This is a genomic window from Nostoc edaphicum CCNP1411 (genome assembly GCF_014023275.1).
GTDB lineage: Bacteria > Cyanobacteriota > Cyanobacteriia > Cyanobacteriales > Nostocaceae > Nostoc > Nostoc edaphicum_A.
Genome location: NZ_CP054698.1, coordinates 6,154,947 through 6,171,409, shown reverse-complemented (window position 1 = coordinate 6,171,409; position 16,463 = coordinate 6,154,947). Strand labels below are relative to the sequence as shown.

At 40.6% G+C, this 16,463-nt stretch carries 8 protein-coding genes, 1 CRISPR repeat array and 1 riboswitch; of the genes, 5 read left to right on the top strand and 3 right to left on the bottom strand.

Features of this window, described 5'->3' with window-relative positions:
- Window positions 1–75: 75 nt before the first annotated feature.
- Window positions 76–2,409, bottom strand: a complete 2,334-nt coding sequence (gene pbpC, locus HUN01_RS28770; protein WP_181929026.1) for a penicillin-binding protein 1C — start codon at window positions 2,407–2,409, stop codon at window positions 76–78.
- Window positions 2,410–2,902: 493 nt separating this feature from the next.
- On the opposite strand from pbpC, the gene HUN01_RS28765 reads away from it, so the two are divergent.
- Together HUN01_RS28765 and HUN01_RS28760 are read left to right on the top strand one after the other, a co-directional pair.
- Window positions 2,903–8,569, top strand: coding sequence for an alpha-2-macroglobulin family protein (locus HUN01_RS28765; protein WP_181929025.1), 5,667 nt, complete (start codon window positions 2,903–2,905; stop codon window positions 8,567–8,569).
- Window positions 8,570–8,574: 5 nt separating this feature from the next.
- Window positions 8,575–8,736 (top strand): hypothetical protein, encoded by a 162-nt coding sequence (locus HUN01_RS28760; protein ID WP_181929024.1) that lies wholly within the window; start codon window positions 8,575–8,577, stop codon window positions 8,734–8,736.
- A 41-nt stretch (window positions 8,737–8,777) separates the two neighbouring features.
- On the opposite strand, the gene HUN01_RS28755 is transcribed toward HUN01_RS28760, so the two are convergent.
- A complete protein-coding gene (locus tag HUN01_RS28755; protein ID WP_069069582.1) occupies window positions 8,778–9,170 on the bottom strand; it encodes a hypothetical protein in 393 nt (130 codons plus the stop codon).
- A gap of 467 nt (window positions 9,171–9,637) precedes the next feature.
- On the opposite strand from HUN01_RS28755, the gene HUN01_RS28750 reads away from it, so the two are divergent.
- Window positions 9,638–10,054, top strand: coding sequence for a KTSC domain-containing protein (locus tag HUN01_RS28750; protein WP_181929023.1), 417 nt, complete (start codon window positions 9,638–9,640; stop codon window positions 10,052–10,054).
- Here HUN01_RS28750 and HUN01_RS28745 read toward each other — a convergent pair.
- Window positions 10,051–12,495 carry a hybrid sensor histidine kinase/response regulator gene (locus HUN01_RS28745; RefSeq protein WP_181929022.1) on the bottom strand — a complete coding sequence of 815 codons (2,445 nt, stop codon included), beginning with the start codon at window positions 12,493–12,495 and terminating at the stop codon, window positions 10,051–10,053. The two genes, HUN01_RS28750 and HUN01_RS28745, sit on opposite strands and share 4 nt — an antisense overlap.
- A 632-nt stretch (window positions 12,496–13,127) precedes the next feature.
- Between HUN01_RS28745 and HUN01_RS28740 the strand changes: the two genes are divergently transcribed.
- The gene (locus tag HUN01_RS28740; protein WP_069069579.1) at window positions 13,128–13,613 is read left to right on the top strand and encodes a molybdenum cofactor biosynthesis protein MoaE; all 486 of its coding nucleotides are present in this window, start codon (window positions 13,128–13,130) and stop codon (window positions 13,611–13,613) included.
- A gap of 382 nt (window positions 13,614–13,995) precedes the next feature.
- Window positions 13,996–14,401: direct repeats of the CRISPR family, unit length 36 nt; unit sequence CTTTACGATCACATCGCCCCGAAAGGGGATGGAAAC.
- A gap of 231 nt (window positions 14,402–14,632) precedes the next feature.
- Window positions 14,633–14,716: riboswitch (adenosylcobalamin-variant (AdoCbl-variant) riboswitch) on the top strand.
- Entirely contained in the window at window positions 14,703–16,463 is a 1,761-nt protein-coding gene (cobG, locus tag HUN01_RS28735) for a precorrin-3B synthase (RefSeq protein WP_181929021.1), read from the top strand. (Overlaps the previous riboswitch by 14 nt.)

Genomic DNA, 16,463 nt, shown 5'->3' with positions numbered 1-16,463 from the left:
GACTTCTCAAAGAAGTCGGGGATCTGGACAACGCAAATTTTCACAACTCATTTAGGATTGCTATATGCTATTTACCTAAGAATTAATAATAGAAAAACCTCGACGTGTGGGTTTAATGTTTGCTAACTCCACTTTAAAACTTACTTTGTCGCTCATTTCTCCACTTCTCGCTTCCAAAGTCCATTTACCAGGACGCAAATTCCAAAATAAAGAATTAGTTGCATTTGTATCTAACTTTTCACCATTCAACCACCATTCCACAGGTGCAGATTTATTTCCCACTAGCTTGAATTCGAGTTTTTGCTTCGTTTCTTCACCTGGATAAAGTAAAAATGAATCGCCATCATGGGGAGATAAAATTCTCAAATTGGTAGAATTAAAATTCGATTGCTGTTGTTTTGCCAACCATTCATTATACTCTGATGGTAAATTGAATTGATTTTCACGTTCGTAATTACTTTTATCTTCAGGATAAAAATATTCTTGTACCACTGATGTACAATCTGGTGTTGGTCGTAATCCTGAAATTGCACAAACAGGTAATTGCACTAAACCTTTTGGAGGCGGAAAATCTGCTGGTTCTTGATTTTCATGCAGGTGTAACATAATCCGATTCCACAGGGGTGCTGCACCTGTCACACCTGAAACTTGTCGCATTGGTTCACCGTTGAAATTGCCTACCCAAGTAGCGACGGTGTAATCTGTAGTGAAACCAACTGTCCAAGTATCGCGAAAATTGGAAGAAGTGCCAGTTTTAACAGCAGCAGGAAAGGGTAAATTTAATACGGAGTCTACACCAAAAGCTGTTGCACGAGCATAGCCGTCACTGAGCATATTCGTGATTAATTGCCATATTGTGTCGTTGGGGAGTCGGGAGTCGGAAGTCGGAAGTGGGGAATTGGAAAATGTGCTTATTAAAGGAGTCGCATCTCCTTGTCGTGCTATGGTCAGGTAGGCACGAGCTAATTCCCAAAGACTGACTTCACCACTACCGAGAGTCAAACCCAAACCATAATGTTCTGGAGTTTGATTGAGGTGTTCAAATCCCAGTTGATGCAGACGTTCTAGGAAAGTCTGCACACCTACTTTTTCTAACACGCGGACTGCGGGGACATTTAGAGAATTTGCTAAAGCGATTCTCACCCGCACAGGGCCAAGGAAGCTTTCGGTGTAATCGGTTGGGCTATAAAGTTTCGCACCAGGAATTGCGTAATGGGCGGGTACATCTGCCAAAATAGTATTTGGGCGAATTAAACCTTTTTCTAAAGCTAATTCATAGACAAAAGGTTTGAGGGTAGAACCTGGTTGACGTAGGGCTTGCACTCCATTATTGCGTCCCAGTTTGGCTTCATTAAAGTAATCAGGCGAACCGACATAAGCCAAAACCTCACCAGTGCGGTTATCAATCACCAACGCCGCTGCATCATGGACGTTGTTTGCGGCTAGGGAAGAAATTACCTGCTGTACTTGTGCTTCGACAAACTGCTGTAAAGGGCGATTTATAGTCGTGCGAATAACGGATTGATCCCCCCTAACCCCCCTTAAAAAGGGGGGAGTTAAGCCCTTATTTTCAAGGGGGGTTGGGGGGATTTGATTTGCTAACCAAAATAAAAAGTGTGGTGCGGCGATAATTCCTCGTTGGCTAGACTGAAATACAACCTTTTCGATGGATGTTCGATCTGCGATCGCACCACTAATATGTTTTTCTAGTACCATCCGATTAAGAACGTATTTTTGCCGTTGCTTTAACCGTTCCCAATGCTCATAAGGGTTAAAGTATGTGGGATTATTGGGAATAGCAGCCAACAAACTAGCTTGGGCAAGATTCAATTCACTAGCTGGGATGGAAAAATAAGTCTGCGCGGCTGCTTCTACACCATATATATTTCCTCCCATCGGCAGCCGATTGATGTATGCAGAGAGAATTTCATCTTTATTCATCCCTGCTACTAACCGCCAAGATAGCCAAATCTCTTGCATTTTACCTGACAGAGTACGCGGCACAGGATCTAACATCCGCGCTAACTGCATAGTAATAGTGGAAGCGCCGGAAACAATTCTTTTGGCGTGGATGGCTTCTTTGCTGGCGCGGATAACAGCTTTCATATCCAACGCCCCATGATGGTAAAAGCTGCTATCTTCGGCGGCTAGAATGGCATGGATAAACTGGGGCGAAACCTGATTTAGTGGTACTACTGATGTATGCTCTTGGTCACGGGTGAGCAATGTTCCTAATGGTAAACCATTGCGATCGCTAAATTGCATTGCCAACTGATTTTGGGCAATATCTGCGGCACGAATGGGCGCAAAATAAGGTAGGAGGCGGACAACCAGACAGATTAACAGCACAGCCAGGATAATCTTACTACTGTGCTTAATTTTGAGTAGCGATCGTGAAATTAGTCTCATCAGGGAATCCCGTGCCCAAGAAAACTTACCTTAATTTTGACGCAATGATTACATCTACATCAGGTAATATGTCAAATACTTAATAATTTATTTGTCATAAATTAGCAAAATTAAATCAATGTTTGCGAAAATTAAATATTTCTTTATGGTTAAGAATTGTAGTCATTTTTGGAACAATTACAGTAGATTAGTTATCTATGTAAATAAACATATATTACATTCAAGGTGGGGTATAAATAACTAGTTATCTTGCGTCCTTTATCAGTGTTGGCATTGCCCATTCATGAACAATGCAAATTTTTATTTTCTATAATTTGTGAATTTTTTATTTTTAATTACTAAAAAGATGATTATCAGAGTTTTACTGCGTTTTTACCATAAAATAACCTATCGCGTTCTTGGTCTTATTGGCAGCTCGTTAAAAAAAGTTGGACGTTCTTCAAGCCGGAAAAAAACAATCCAGTTTCTTCTTCTCTTTACATTTATATTAGGGATGGCAGGGTGTAATTTTTTTGGTATCAACTCCAGTAAAGAACAACTACCAGCAGTTTCCTCACTTACACCACCAAAATTACCAGACTGGATTGAACAAATAAGTCCCATTGGAGATACCAAACCTCTCAACCAAATCCGTATCCGTTTTAAAGAAGCTTTAATCCCAGTTGAAAGTCTTGACAGTCCAGAACAGCAGAAAATATTAGAAAAATTTGCCCTTTGGCCGCCTTTACCCGGCCAATTTCGCTTTTTAACACCGCGCATGGTGGGTTTTCAAGCTGATAAAGCATTGCCAATAGCGACAAGATTTCAAGTCACTCTCAAAGCAGGTTTAGCCGATTTAAAAAATCATCGCCTAGACAAAGATTTGCCTTGGACTTTCAATACCGAATCTATCAACCTGACTAATTTACCAGGTGTTAATCCCATTGAGAAGGCTGATATTGAACCAATTGATTTACAACAAAAGTTACAGTTTACTTCCAATGTCGAATTGGATTTAGGTTCTGTACAAGAACATTTAAAGTTAATTCCTGAAGGAAAAGACAAGGGTGTAAGCTTCAAAGTCGAATTGAACAAAGAAGAAAAACCATTAGAAAATCAAGAACCTTTAGAAAAATTTGACCCTTCAGCACGCAATTGGATTTATAACCTCATTCCACAACAAAATCTCGAAAAAGCAACCAGTTATCGCCTGGTATTTTCTCCCGGAATACGTCCTGCTTATGGTAATTTATCGACAGAGAAAGAATTTGTCAGTAAGTTAGCAACTTATTCGCCTTTAGCATTTCAGAAAATTAACTTTTACGGACAGCCAGATTCAGGAGGAACATTTGGACGATTTATTAAAGGCAGTCCGCAGCTAGAATTTAATAATGTCTTATTGGCAGATTCAGCTAAAGAAAATATTACTATTAATCCAGCACCAAAAGACATTTCGAGAATTCTGCAAGTTAATGATGAGGATAAAATTGTTGGCATCAATCCTTATGCGCTAGAACCTGCCAAAACTTATACAATTACTATTGGTGGAAATCTCAAAGATAAGTTTGGACAAACTTTAGGTAAGCCTCTAACACTGAAATATGATACTGGAGATTTAGCTGGGGATATCTGGGTGCCATCAGATTTAAATATTTTCCCCACAGGTAAAGATTTACAGCTAAATATTAGTACGGGAAATCTGCCAGAATCAAAATACAAAGCAGCTTATCGAGTAGTTCAACCGACAGATTTAGTTTATTTTAATTATAGTAACGATTTCTTACCACAACCTGCTGATTGGCAAAGCTTTAAGGTATCAGGTAAGAAAAATCAATCAGTTGATATTGCTGTTCCTCTCCGGGAAAAAATAAATTCTCCTACGGGAATGTTAGCTTATGGAGTGCAAGCCCGCACTAATAAATACCAGGAGAATGGCAAAGAACTGTGGCGAGAACCTACGACTTATGGAATGGTTGAATTGACAAATTTGGGCGTATTTAGTCAGTGGTTTCCTGAGTCCGGGTTAATTCGCGTCAATCATCTTACAGATGGTTCACCAGTTAAAAATAGCGCTATTGAAATTTATCAATCAAAATTACAAGCAAAATCTCGCCCAGAACCAGTACCTTGTGCAACGGGTAAAACTGATGAAAATGGAATTTTTAGAGTTGTTGGTGAAGGATTACAGCAATGTTATTCTGGGAATGAAAGCTCTAGCAAATCACCACAATTATTAGTAATTGCCCGTGAAAATCAAGATTGGGCATTCGCTAGAACAGAAGAATATAGCGGCGTTTATGGATATGGTATTGATGCTGGTTGGCAAAATAGTAAGCCCGAATCACGCGGGATAATTTTCTCAGATAGACAGTTATATCAACCAGGCGAAAAAGCTTGGTTAACTGGGTTTACGGACTATTTACAAAATGGGGCGATTCGGCAAGATAAAAATGCTGTTTACCAATTAACCTTGGTAAATCCTGATGGACAAAAGACCAGTTTAGGTACGCAAACTACAAATGAATTTGGCACATTTTCTCTGGAACTGCCAATCAAGACTACTGAGCGCTTAGGCTACCATACCATCCAGGCGAAGGGGAAGAATGGACAAGAAATTTCTGGAGAATTTCGGGTAGCTGAGTTTAAGCCACCCAACTTTAAAGTCGAACTCAACTTAAATAAAGAATTTGCTTTCATTGACGAGAAAGTTGATATTAATGCTACAAGCAATTATTTGTTTGGCCCACCTGTAGAAGGTGGTGAAGCAAAATATTTTATCACTCGCCAACAGGCTAATTTTATTCCTAAAGGTTGGGAAGAATTTACTTTTGGTAGGCAATGGTTATGGCCAGAAGAAACCCCTACTATATCTAGTGATGTATTGCAAAATAATGCCCAGCTAGATGCTAATGGTAAAAGTAGTCAAACTGTGGATGTGGCTAATGATTTACCATATCCGATGACTTACCGGGTAGATGTGGAAGTTGCAGATGTTTCTAATCTATCGGTAGCGAATTCCAAAACTTTTACTGCTTTACCAAGTAATCGACTTATCGGGTTAAAAAGCAATTTTATCGCTGATGCTGGTAAGGCTTTTTCCACTGAAGTGATAGTTACTGACCCTACAGGAAAACCGATAACAGGTCAACGGGTGCGACTAGAATTACAACAAATAAAATACAGCAGTGTCACGCAGTTGGTGGAAGGTAGCCGGACAGCAAAAAATCAAATTGAATATAAAACAGTGGGACAAGCAGAAATTACGTCTGCTAGTAATCCGCAATCGGTAAATTTAACAGCGCCGGAATCTGGTTCGTATCGGATTAGAGTTAATTTTAGCGATGCCAAAAACGAATTAAGTGCCACAGATTTACAAATTTGGGCAACTGGAGAAAATCCAGTATTTTGGGGTTCTAGAGAAGAAGATGTTTTAGAAGTTAAATTAGATAAAAAAGAGTTCAAACCTGGTGAAACTGCTACTGTACTAATTCAATCTCCCTATCCAGATGCAGAATTGTACTTTGCTGTGATAAAAGATAAACCCCTTTATCAGCAGATTGTCAAAGTTCAGGGAGGCGCACCACAAATTCAGTTTCAAGTTACGCCAGAAATGCTGCCTAATGCAGCCATTGAAGCTGTGTTAGTAAGACAAGGTAAACCCATAAACCAAGTGGAAGCGGGAAGTTTAGATAACTTAGTGAAGATTGGTTTTACACCTTTTAAAGTTAACTTAGAAGATAAGTATTTAAAACTGCAAGTTAAGCCAGTGCAAGCATCATTAGAACCTGGCGCAGAAGAAACAGTACAACTAGAACTGAAGGACAATCAAGGAAACCCCACCAAAGGACAGTTCACAGTCATGGTGGTAAATGAGGCGATATTACAACTTTCTGGTTATCGACCGCCAAATTTGGTAGATACAGTTTATGCAGAACAGCCAATATCTACCCGCTTTAGCGATAATCGGCCAGATGTCATATTACAAGCGCAAGATGTAGCTAAACCCAAAGGTTGGGGTTATGGCGGTGGTTTGTCAACTGGTGCAGCAAATACTCGCACTCGCACCGATTTTAAAGCCTTAGCTTACTACAACGGTTCTGTCATCACCGATGAAAATGGTAATGCACAGATAACCTTTAAACTCCCGGATGACTTAACTACATGGCGAGTGATGGCTGTGGCCACTGATGGAAATCTGCGTTTCGGCAATGGGGAGGCGACGTTTATCAGCACCAAGCCACTGCTAACTAATGCCATCTTGCCACAATTTGCCCGTCCAGGCGATCGCATCCTCGCTGGTTTATCCGTCACAAACAACACCGGGAATACAGGAAATCTCTCAATAAATGGCGAACTTAGCGGTACTGTGAAGTTTGCTGATAAAAACCCTACAACTACTGCTTTGCAAACCAAAGCAGAATCCGCAACTCAGGCTTATCGCTTTCCCATGCTGGCGGATAGTGTGGGAACTGCTAAAATTCGCTTTACCACTCAGCTAAATGGTACAGCCGCAGATGCTTTTGAAGTACCTTTGGAAATTAAGCCAATTGAAATTACAGAACAAGTCGTTGAATCTGGTGTGACTGAAAAACAGGTGAAGATTCCCCTGAATATTGATAAAAATACCTTCCCTGATGCGGGAGGTTTAGATATTCAGTTAGCGAGTACTTTGATACCGGAGATTCAAGCACCAGCAAAGCAGGTTTTAGAAGATGATGATTTGCCTTTCACAGAACCGGCTGCAAGTCAGTTAATAATTGCGGCTAATCTGCAAACTATTTCCCAAAAATATGGTCAAACATTTGCAGAATTTAATCCTAGCCAAAAGGCAAATCAGGCAATTGAAAAATTACAAAAACTCCAAATAGCCGATGGTGGTTTTGCTGCTTTCCCCGGACAAGAAAAATCAGACCCTTGGGTTTCTGCTTATGCGGCTGAATCTTTGGCTAAAGCCAGTCAGGTGTTCCCGAATTTAGTCGATTCTGCAATGCTGTCTCGCCTGAAAGTTTATCTGCAAAAAGTTCTGGCGAATCCTGGAGAATATGAGTTTTGCAAACAACTACTCTGTAAAAGACAACTGCAACTTAATGCTTTAATTGCCCTATCAGAAGTGGGTGAAAAACGCAATACTTTCCTCGCAGATATTTATGAACAGCGCAATAACTTTGATGTAGTAACTCAAATTAAACTAGCGCGATACTTATCTCAATTCCCAGAATGGCAAGACGAATCTCAACAATTAGTGAACAAACTGCAACAGAATATCTATGAAAGTGGTCGCACAGCAGTTGTAAGTTTACCAACTAGTTGGGGATGGATGAGTTCATCTACCACGGCGCAAGCACAAGCTTTACGATTATTTATTGCCAAGCAGAGTAAACCCGAAGTTATCAATAAGTTATTCCAAAGTCTTCTCGCATTACGACGGAATGGCACATGGCAAACTAACTATAATAATGCCCAAGCATTAACAGCTTTGGTAGAATATAGCCAACTGCAACCCACACCACCTAATTTCGTCGCCACAGTGCAATTAGCTGGTAATAAGTTAGGAGAAAATAAGTTTAATGGCTACAAAAATCCTAGCTTACAACTAATAGTGCCGATGAATCTATTACCTCGTGGGCGTAATGATTTAACGCTACAAAAATCAGGTAATGGCACTTTGCACTATCTAGTTGCTTATAATTACCGCTTGCAGGGAAATCAACCAGGCAGATTTAACGGTTTACGCGTAACACGAGAAATTAGCAAATTAAATGAAGAGAAAGTTCTGCAAAAAACAGGTCTTTACGCTTTTGATAAACCTTTAAATTTAGCCTCTGGACAAGTGTTTGATATTGGTTTAGAAATTATTGCCGATCATCCTGTGGATCATATAGTAATTAAAGATCCGTTACCATCAGGTTTTGAGGCGGTGGATGCAAGTTTTCAAACTACCACAGCCGCATTACAAGCAAAAGCCGATAGCTGGGAACTTGGTTTTAGAAATATCTACCGCGATCGCATTATCGCCTACGCCGACCACCTCGAACCAGGAGTTTATAGCTTGCACTACTTAGTCCGTTCTGTAACACCTGGGACATTTTCTTGGCCTGGTGCTCAAGTTCACCTGCAATATGCACCAGAAGAATTTGGGCGTACTGCTGAGTCTACATTAATATTGGAGGATGGGAAGTAATCTTTATGCCATCTTTGGCTACAGCAAATCTAAGTAAATTTTCTTGGACTGGTGCGGAAGTTTATCTGCAATATGCATCAGAAGAATTTGGGCGTACTGCTGAATCTACATTAATCTTGGGCGTTGAATTTAGCAGACCCTTAGTTTTTATTGTGGAAAAAGGCTAGGAAATGTTAGATGCTAAATGGGTTCTATAAGAAAAACAAAATCAGTCAGCAGCAGCATAATCGGGCAATGCATTGAGTTCTAAATTAACAGCACTGAGATAACTTTGGTCGTTTAAAACTTGTGATGGTAATTTATCTGCATTAACAGCAGCCTTAACCACATCTTTCGCAATAATATTTCTGTTCAAAGTTTTAAATACTAGCTCTCCACCGCTAGGAATGCCGTGCTGTTGCAGACCTCCTTGATAAGCAAAAGTAACTAGATTGAAAGGCTGGAGGTAACTAACAGCAGTAGAGTTACTGGATAAATTGTTAGAGTTAATAACTATTATTTCATTGTTGTTGGTAGTAGCTGTTTGAGCGTTAGCGATTCCAGGTAAAAGAGTAATAGAAGCAAAAATTAGTGCAGAATTTATTAAGGTAGCAAGTTTCATAAGTTATTCTTAGGTAAAATGCGATCGGTGTTCCTTAGTAATAGATTCCTCTTTATTATTAATCTCAGCTTCCTTCAGTCAGGTCACCTGATAGGTTGATATATGACTCACCCAAAAGGGTGAACTAGTACCGCAAAGCGGAATTAAAAATTAAAAATTAAAAATTAAAAATGAATACAGCATAAGGGTTTCGTTGATTTGGAATGATTAGTTTATTTCTGTCGTGTTGTACTAGTGAGCGTTGTCATTTGTCATTGGTGCTAATGACTCGAAAAGCTGTGAGATGAGTTAATGTCCTGCGATCGCTCAAAGTCAGTTTGAATGAAGGTCTGTTCTGACATATTCTTTACTCAGTGTTTTAGCAAGCTTGACAGCCAAATGCTTTTATAGTATATTTGTACTACAAAGCACGTAAGTGTTGCATAAAACTTTAACACTCCCGACTATGCCAACAGGAGAGCATATAAATGAAGCTATCTAAGGTAGACTTGAGCAGTTTAGTTGCGATCGCTCACTCTGACGGATATTTGCAGTTGTTGCTCGATCGAGGCGATGAACTAGAGTTTTTGGAAATTCCGGCGCCAATAGAAGCTTATGAAGGATTGCAAGAACTTAACGAAGCGATTGCTGAAACGCCTGCATTGCCATTTGAAGAAGAACCAATTGTCATGCTACCAGTTGTCTCATCAATGGCTATGGCTGTAGGCTACGATCGCAACGAACAGATTTTGCAAGTTGAGTTTCAAAGTGGTGCTGTTTATCAATACTTAGGCATAGACGAGGATACTTGGGAAGATTTACATTCCTCTAACTCAATTGGCAGCTTTTTCAATCAAGAGATTAAAGGTAGATATGATTGCGATCGGCTAGATGGTGTAGATTAATGACTAATAACTGCATTTAGGGTTTTCAATAATTCTTGTGTCGTGTAAGGTTTAGGTAAAAAGGCGGTATATTGGGCTGTTTTATCGATTGGTACTTGCTCACTTGTTAGCAGTCCACTAACAGCAATAATCGGCAATAACGGATTGATACTTTGCAATGTGCGAATGGTAGTTGCTCCATCCATTTTGGACATCATCATATCAATAATAGCAGCACTAATTTTATCTTTATACTGGACATAAATTGCTAATGCTTCCATGCCATCACTAGCAGTAATTGCAGTGTAATTATAGTTTTCCAAGGATGTTTTAGTAATTTCCTGAATAGCAGCTTCATCATCTACAACTAAAATGCATTCTCCAGAACCAATCGGAATTTCTATATCTTCTAACGACTGCGTTGGAACTTGATTAACTGCTGGCAAGTACACCTTAAATTCTGTTCCCTTGCCTACACAACTTGATACGGTAATAAAGCCACCATGCTCTTTAACAATTGCCATTACCGTTGATAGTCCAAGTCCCGTACCTTTTCCCAACTCTTTTGTTGTAAAAAATGGTTCAAATATTCTATCTAATATTTCTTTGCTAATTCCAAATCCTGTATCAGCAACTTTCACAATAATGTAAGCACCAACTGTAGCTTCTATATGCATACTCGCATAAGTTTCATCAATCCAAATATTCTCAGCAGATATTGTTAAAGTTCCACCTGTAAGCATGGCATCCCGCGCATTGAGACACAAATTAATGAGTACCTGATGCAGTTGGGTACTATCGGCACAAATAGGTAACAATTCCTTCTGAATTTCGGTGCACACTGCAATTGATTTGGGAAATGTTTGTGAGATAATTTGCCGCATTTCTAAAATCAGGTGCTTGAGTTGAAGCACGGTATGTTGACGCGTAGCCGTTTGTCCTTGAACATCACCTTCAATTCCCCTAGCAAATGACAGCACTTGCTTAACCAAATCAGCACCACGTTTGGCATTGCTTTCTATTATTGATAGCATCTGATTAATTTGTTGATCGCAGCTTTTAGCTTTGAGCAGATGCACTGACATCAAAATTGGTGACAACAAATTATTTAAATCGTGAGCAATCCCACTAGCAAGAGTGCCGATACTTTCCATGCGTTGATCACGTAAAAATTGCTTTTCTAGTTGTTTTTTCTGGGTAATATCAGTATCAACAACAAGAATTGATTTAGCTTGAAAATGCTCATCCTTGATCAGCGTCCAGCGACTTTCAACAATCAGTTTTTTGCCAGATTTGCTGGTTTTGTGTAACTCACCTTGCCAAAAACCATTTTTTAAAACAGTCTGACAAATTTCTAGGTGTTGCGTCAAAGATTCAATAGATAAAAGTTCATCGGACTGCTTACCTATAGCTTCTTCTGACTTCCAGCCATAAAGTTTTTCAGCACTTTTATTCCATAATAAAATTTTGTTAGACAAATCTTGCACAGCGATCGCATCACTGACAATATCCAGCAATGCTGCTTGTTCACAGATTTTTTGTTCTACTTGCTTGCGTTCGGTAATATCCTCAGCTATGTATGCGAATTGCGGACGACTACCAGAACTTACCGCAATTGTTGAGACTGTAGCTGATATCCATGTTTCACCTTGGGGAGTATCGTAAGAATATTCAAACTTGACAGGTGATTGACTGTGTTCTGCTTCACGGTAACAACGTATCCACTGGGAAACACGCTTATCTGTTGCACCCATGTTTCGCGCTAGCCGATTTTGCATTTCTTCTGGCGTGAGTCCAAAAAATTTAGCTGTGGCGGGGTTATCCGAAATATGCAGGATTTCATTATCTACCAACTCGGCAATTCCCATCATCATCGGCGAACTGTTAAAGAAGCTGCTCAAAGTAGATTCGCTTTGGTGTAATGCTTCCCGTGCCTGATTGTACTTCTGTTGTACGCTTGCTAGTTCAACTGAGTTCCGCCGGATTTCTAGTTGTCTAACTACCACACGGCTCAGAGTTTGCAGCGCTTCCACCTGTTGGGGACTGATTTGGTGTGTTACGCGATCAACTATACACAGAGTCCCGATCGCTTCTCCTCCCGGTGCTAACAAAGGTACGCCAGCATAAAATCTCACAGCAAATTCAGCAGAGGTAACTATGGGATTTGTCGCAAATCGTTTATCGGCTAAGGTGTCGGGAATGATCAAAACTTCGCCACTTTCCATACAAATCGAATCGAACCCGTTATTTCGTGGCATTTCCTGGAGATTCAACCCCACCTTGGCTTTGAACCACTGACGGTTAGCGTCAATTAGATTAATCAAGGCGATCGGTGTGTTACAAATCTGTGCGGCTAAGAACGCTAGATCGTCGAATGCTTCTTCTGGTGGAGTGTCGAGAATCTGATACTGACGCAAAGCCTCAAGTCTCGCTGATTCATTGTTACACACGAAAGATTTCATTACATTGTTCCTAACTATTGCTGAATGACAACTTGTCCTCGTGTTACTAAGCAACGTCTATTTATCGCCCTTTCTGTAGGTGGGGATTGCCATCAATATCTTAGAGGATGTTTGAAAAGTCTAAATTATTACTTGCCCTGGCGACTAGAAGTCGCGGCTACACAGACGAAACCCACCTATGTGGGTTAAGAAGCTTGATTTTGTGTTAGTCCGCGCAGGCGGACTTTGCTTGTGTAGCCGCGATTTCCAATCGCCCAAAACTTTTCAAACATCCTCTTAGAGGATGTTTGAAAAGTCCTCTTGTCTATCCAATTATTTCAAGACGCGAACAAGCAGATAACTTGACCGCTTTAATTATAATAATATGCATTGAAGAGGATAACAGTGCAATTTGGTTATTTTAAGTAAATTTTAGAAGATTTGCGGCATTATTATTTTTCGCTAACAGATAAAACCATTTTTACTCTGAGAAGAGAATTTGAAGCCTTGATTGCTTTCCTAATGGGCAAGAAAATTTATAAACTAAAAAAATCCTTTTTTTGTTCAAAAGCATTAACAACGGCTATAAAACATAGACCAGCAATGCTCAGTTCAGAGAGAATAGAAAAAGCCCACATAGTATCAATGCAGTTATGACGACTACACTAGCCTCTGCTGTTAAACCAAGATCCGAAGATAGTTTTGCCATTACCTTTGCACCATTATCTCTCGAAGAAATTTACACCAAGTCTGATGATCCAGCAAACGGTGCTGTGGTTGTGATGAGTGGCATGGTTCGCAATCAAACCGATGGAAAACCTGTGGTTGCTTTAGAGTATCAAGCTTACGAACCGATGGCAATGCGGATATTTTATCAAATTGCTGCTGATATTCGTTTATCTACCTCTGATGTGAATCGAGTAGCGATTTATCATCGCGTTGGACGTTTGCGAGTTGGGGAAATCAGCGTTTTAGTAGCAGTGGGTTGTCCTCATCGGAGTGAGGCGTTTGAAGCTTGCCAATATGCTATTGATACGCTCAAACATAATGCGCCAATATGGAAGAAAGAACATTGGGAAGATGGTTCTAGCCGTTGGGTGAGTATTGGCGCTTGTGAAACATCAGGAGAAAATTGTTAAGATTCCAGAAACAATCATCTACCTTCTTGTCTAGGTTAGCTGAGTTTTCAGTTAACCTAGACTAACAAAAAGTTCGTCTTCAGGGAGTAGGAAGGTAAAAAAAGATTTGACATTTCTGCCCACAATTATTAAGGGTTTTGAAAAAATATTGACAACTACAGGTAAAGTAATATACCTTTTTCCTAAATGTGTTGAACTCATCGACACACCTCGCCCGAACCTTGAAAACCGCATAACCTCGTTGAGGTGTGTCGATGCCTTATGCAGTAAGCCTTTCAAGCTGCAAAATTGATGATTTTTCAAAAAATTTTTGTGTTTTTCAAGAGGTGTGTCGATTAGGGGGTCTAAAACTCTCTCACAGTAAGGCTTCCAGAAGTGAACTCTTTACGATCACATCGCCCCGAAAGGGGATGGAAACTCCATCTAAAATATGCATTAGAAACCACAGATAAATCTGGTCTTTACGATCACATCGCCCCGAAAGGGGATGGAAACTTCACACCGTAATCCGTACTTTCCGAAATATTATTTCTTTACGATCACATCGCCCCGAAAGGGGATGGAAACTCTTTAATAACTTCCATTTTTACAATGGTGCCATCTTCGCCTTTACGATCACATCGCCCCGAAAGGGGATGGAAACGAGGAGGTAAGACGCAAATAGCCGCCTGTAGCAACCTTTACGATTGCATCGCCCCGAAAGGGGATGGAAACGACATGGATAAATAATCCTTACCCGTGGCAAACTTTGCCTTTACGATCGCATCGCCCCGAAAGGGGATGGAAACTCTTTCACGTCAAGAGTCTGGATCGTTGCCGATCCTAACTTTCCGATCGCACTACCCCGCAAGGGGATAAAAACAAAAACTCACCATGCGATCGCACCAACGTAGCTATCAACCACCTAAAACGCCAGTGGATAAGCTAAGGTAAAATTTATGGCTATGGTAATGTAAGATGATTATCTGGATGATGTCTGGTTAATATCCATAACCAAAACAAAATCTAAATTACTAAAGCTGAGATTTGGGAAACTCCGGTGAAATTCCGGGACTGTGCCGCAGCTGTGATGGGATCACCCAAGTCAGAATGCCAACTCTCAGGATGTCCTCAAGACATACTCACCGTCTACTCCCTGCGTTGCACGGGGAAGGAGTTCTAAATTTGCTTTCTGGATTTGCCACTTGTCCTGGCTTGTTTTATGCTACTCCCGCCGCAGATGGTATATTATCTCGCATTAGAATACCAGGTGGAATTATTAGTAGTCAGCAGTGCCGTGCGATCGCAGATATAGCAGAACAGCACGGTGGCGGCTATATAGATGTGACTAATCGAGCTAACCTGCAAGTCCGTGAAATCCGCACCGGGATAAATGCTGAGGTTTTGAAGTACCTACAAGATATGGGATTGGGTTCTGGCAATACTGTTGTAGACCAAATCCGTAATATTATGACCAGTCCAACTGCTGGTATCGATCCCCAGGAATTAATCGACACTCGCCCTTTTGTCCAAAGTTGGGATGATTATATTGCTGCACATCCGGCGCTTTCGGGACTGTCGGCAAAGTTTAGCGTTTGCTTTGATGGTGGTGGGATAATTCAGGTGTGCGATCGCTTGAATGATATCGCCTTTGCTGCTGTCTTAATTGACGATAATGTTTACTTTCGCCTCTATCTCAGTGTAGGCGAGAAGGGTCAACCGCCCAGCGATACGGGAATTTTGTTACCACCAGAGCAATGTTTGCCAGTCTTAGCAGCTTTGGCGGATGTCTATCTAGCTCATAGTAATACTACAAGTAAGCGGCGGCTACGTCTGAGAGAGTTACTCAATACTTTGGGTTGTGAAAATTATCTCCAGGAAGTTGAACAGTGTTTACCTTTCCCGCTTTTATTCAGTGAAAAAAGAAAAGACCTAACCCCCCACCAAGATAAGCTACGGTGTACACACAAGTCTGAAACAGTTTACTCATCTGAGTTTAAGCGTAAGTTTTACCCCTCCCTAACCCTCCCCTTGGAAAGGGGAGGGAACTGTATTTCTAGTTTCCCCCCTTTCCAAGGGGGGATTAAGGGGGGTAATTCGACTTGTGTGTACACTGTAGACCAAGGCAAGGGTGAAAAATATCAGCATATTGGTATCCATCCCCAACGTCAGCAAGGCTTATTTTACATTGGTGTCGTCTTGCCCCTTGGGCGATTGGAGAATAGACAGATGCGAGGTTTGGCAGATTTAGCAGCAAAATATGGTAGTGGAACTCTCAGGCTAACCCCTTGGCAAAATTTGCTCCTGACAGATATTCCTCAGCAATGGGTTGCTGATGTCCAAAATGAAATTGCTTTTTTAGGATTAGATTCCTCAGCAACCAACATCAAGAGTGCATTAGTTGCCTGTTCTGGTAAAAAGGGTTGCGCCTCTTCGGCTACGGATACTAAAAGTCATGCGTTGACATTAGCGGAGTATCTTAAAACTCGCGTTACTCTCGATTGTTCAGTTAATATCCACTTCACTGGCTGCGAAAAATCCTGTGCCCAGCATGGCAAGAGTGATATTACTCTCCTCGGCGTCAGCATTGAGGCTGAAAATGGAACTGTAGAGGGATATCACGTTTATGTTGGTGACAGCAAATATAAATTCGGACGTGAACTATATCAATATGTAACTTTTGCCGAACTACCTGCATTAATAGAGCGGATGCTATATGTATATAAAATTCGACGTTTAAATTCTGATGAGTCCTTTGGGAAATTTGCTAATCGATATGCACTGACACAATTACAGCAATTATTTAATATTATTCCTCAATCATTTGTGAATAACAAGATTCCCAACTTTTTAGAGAAGTCGGCAATCTAA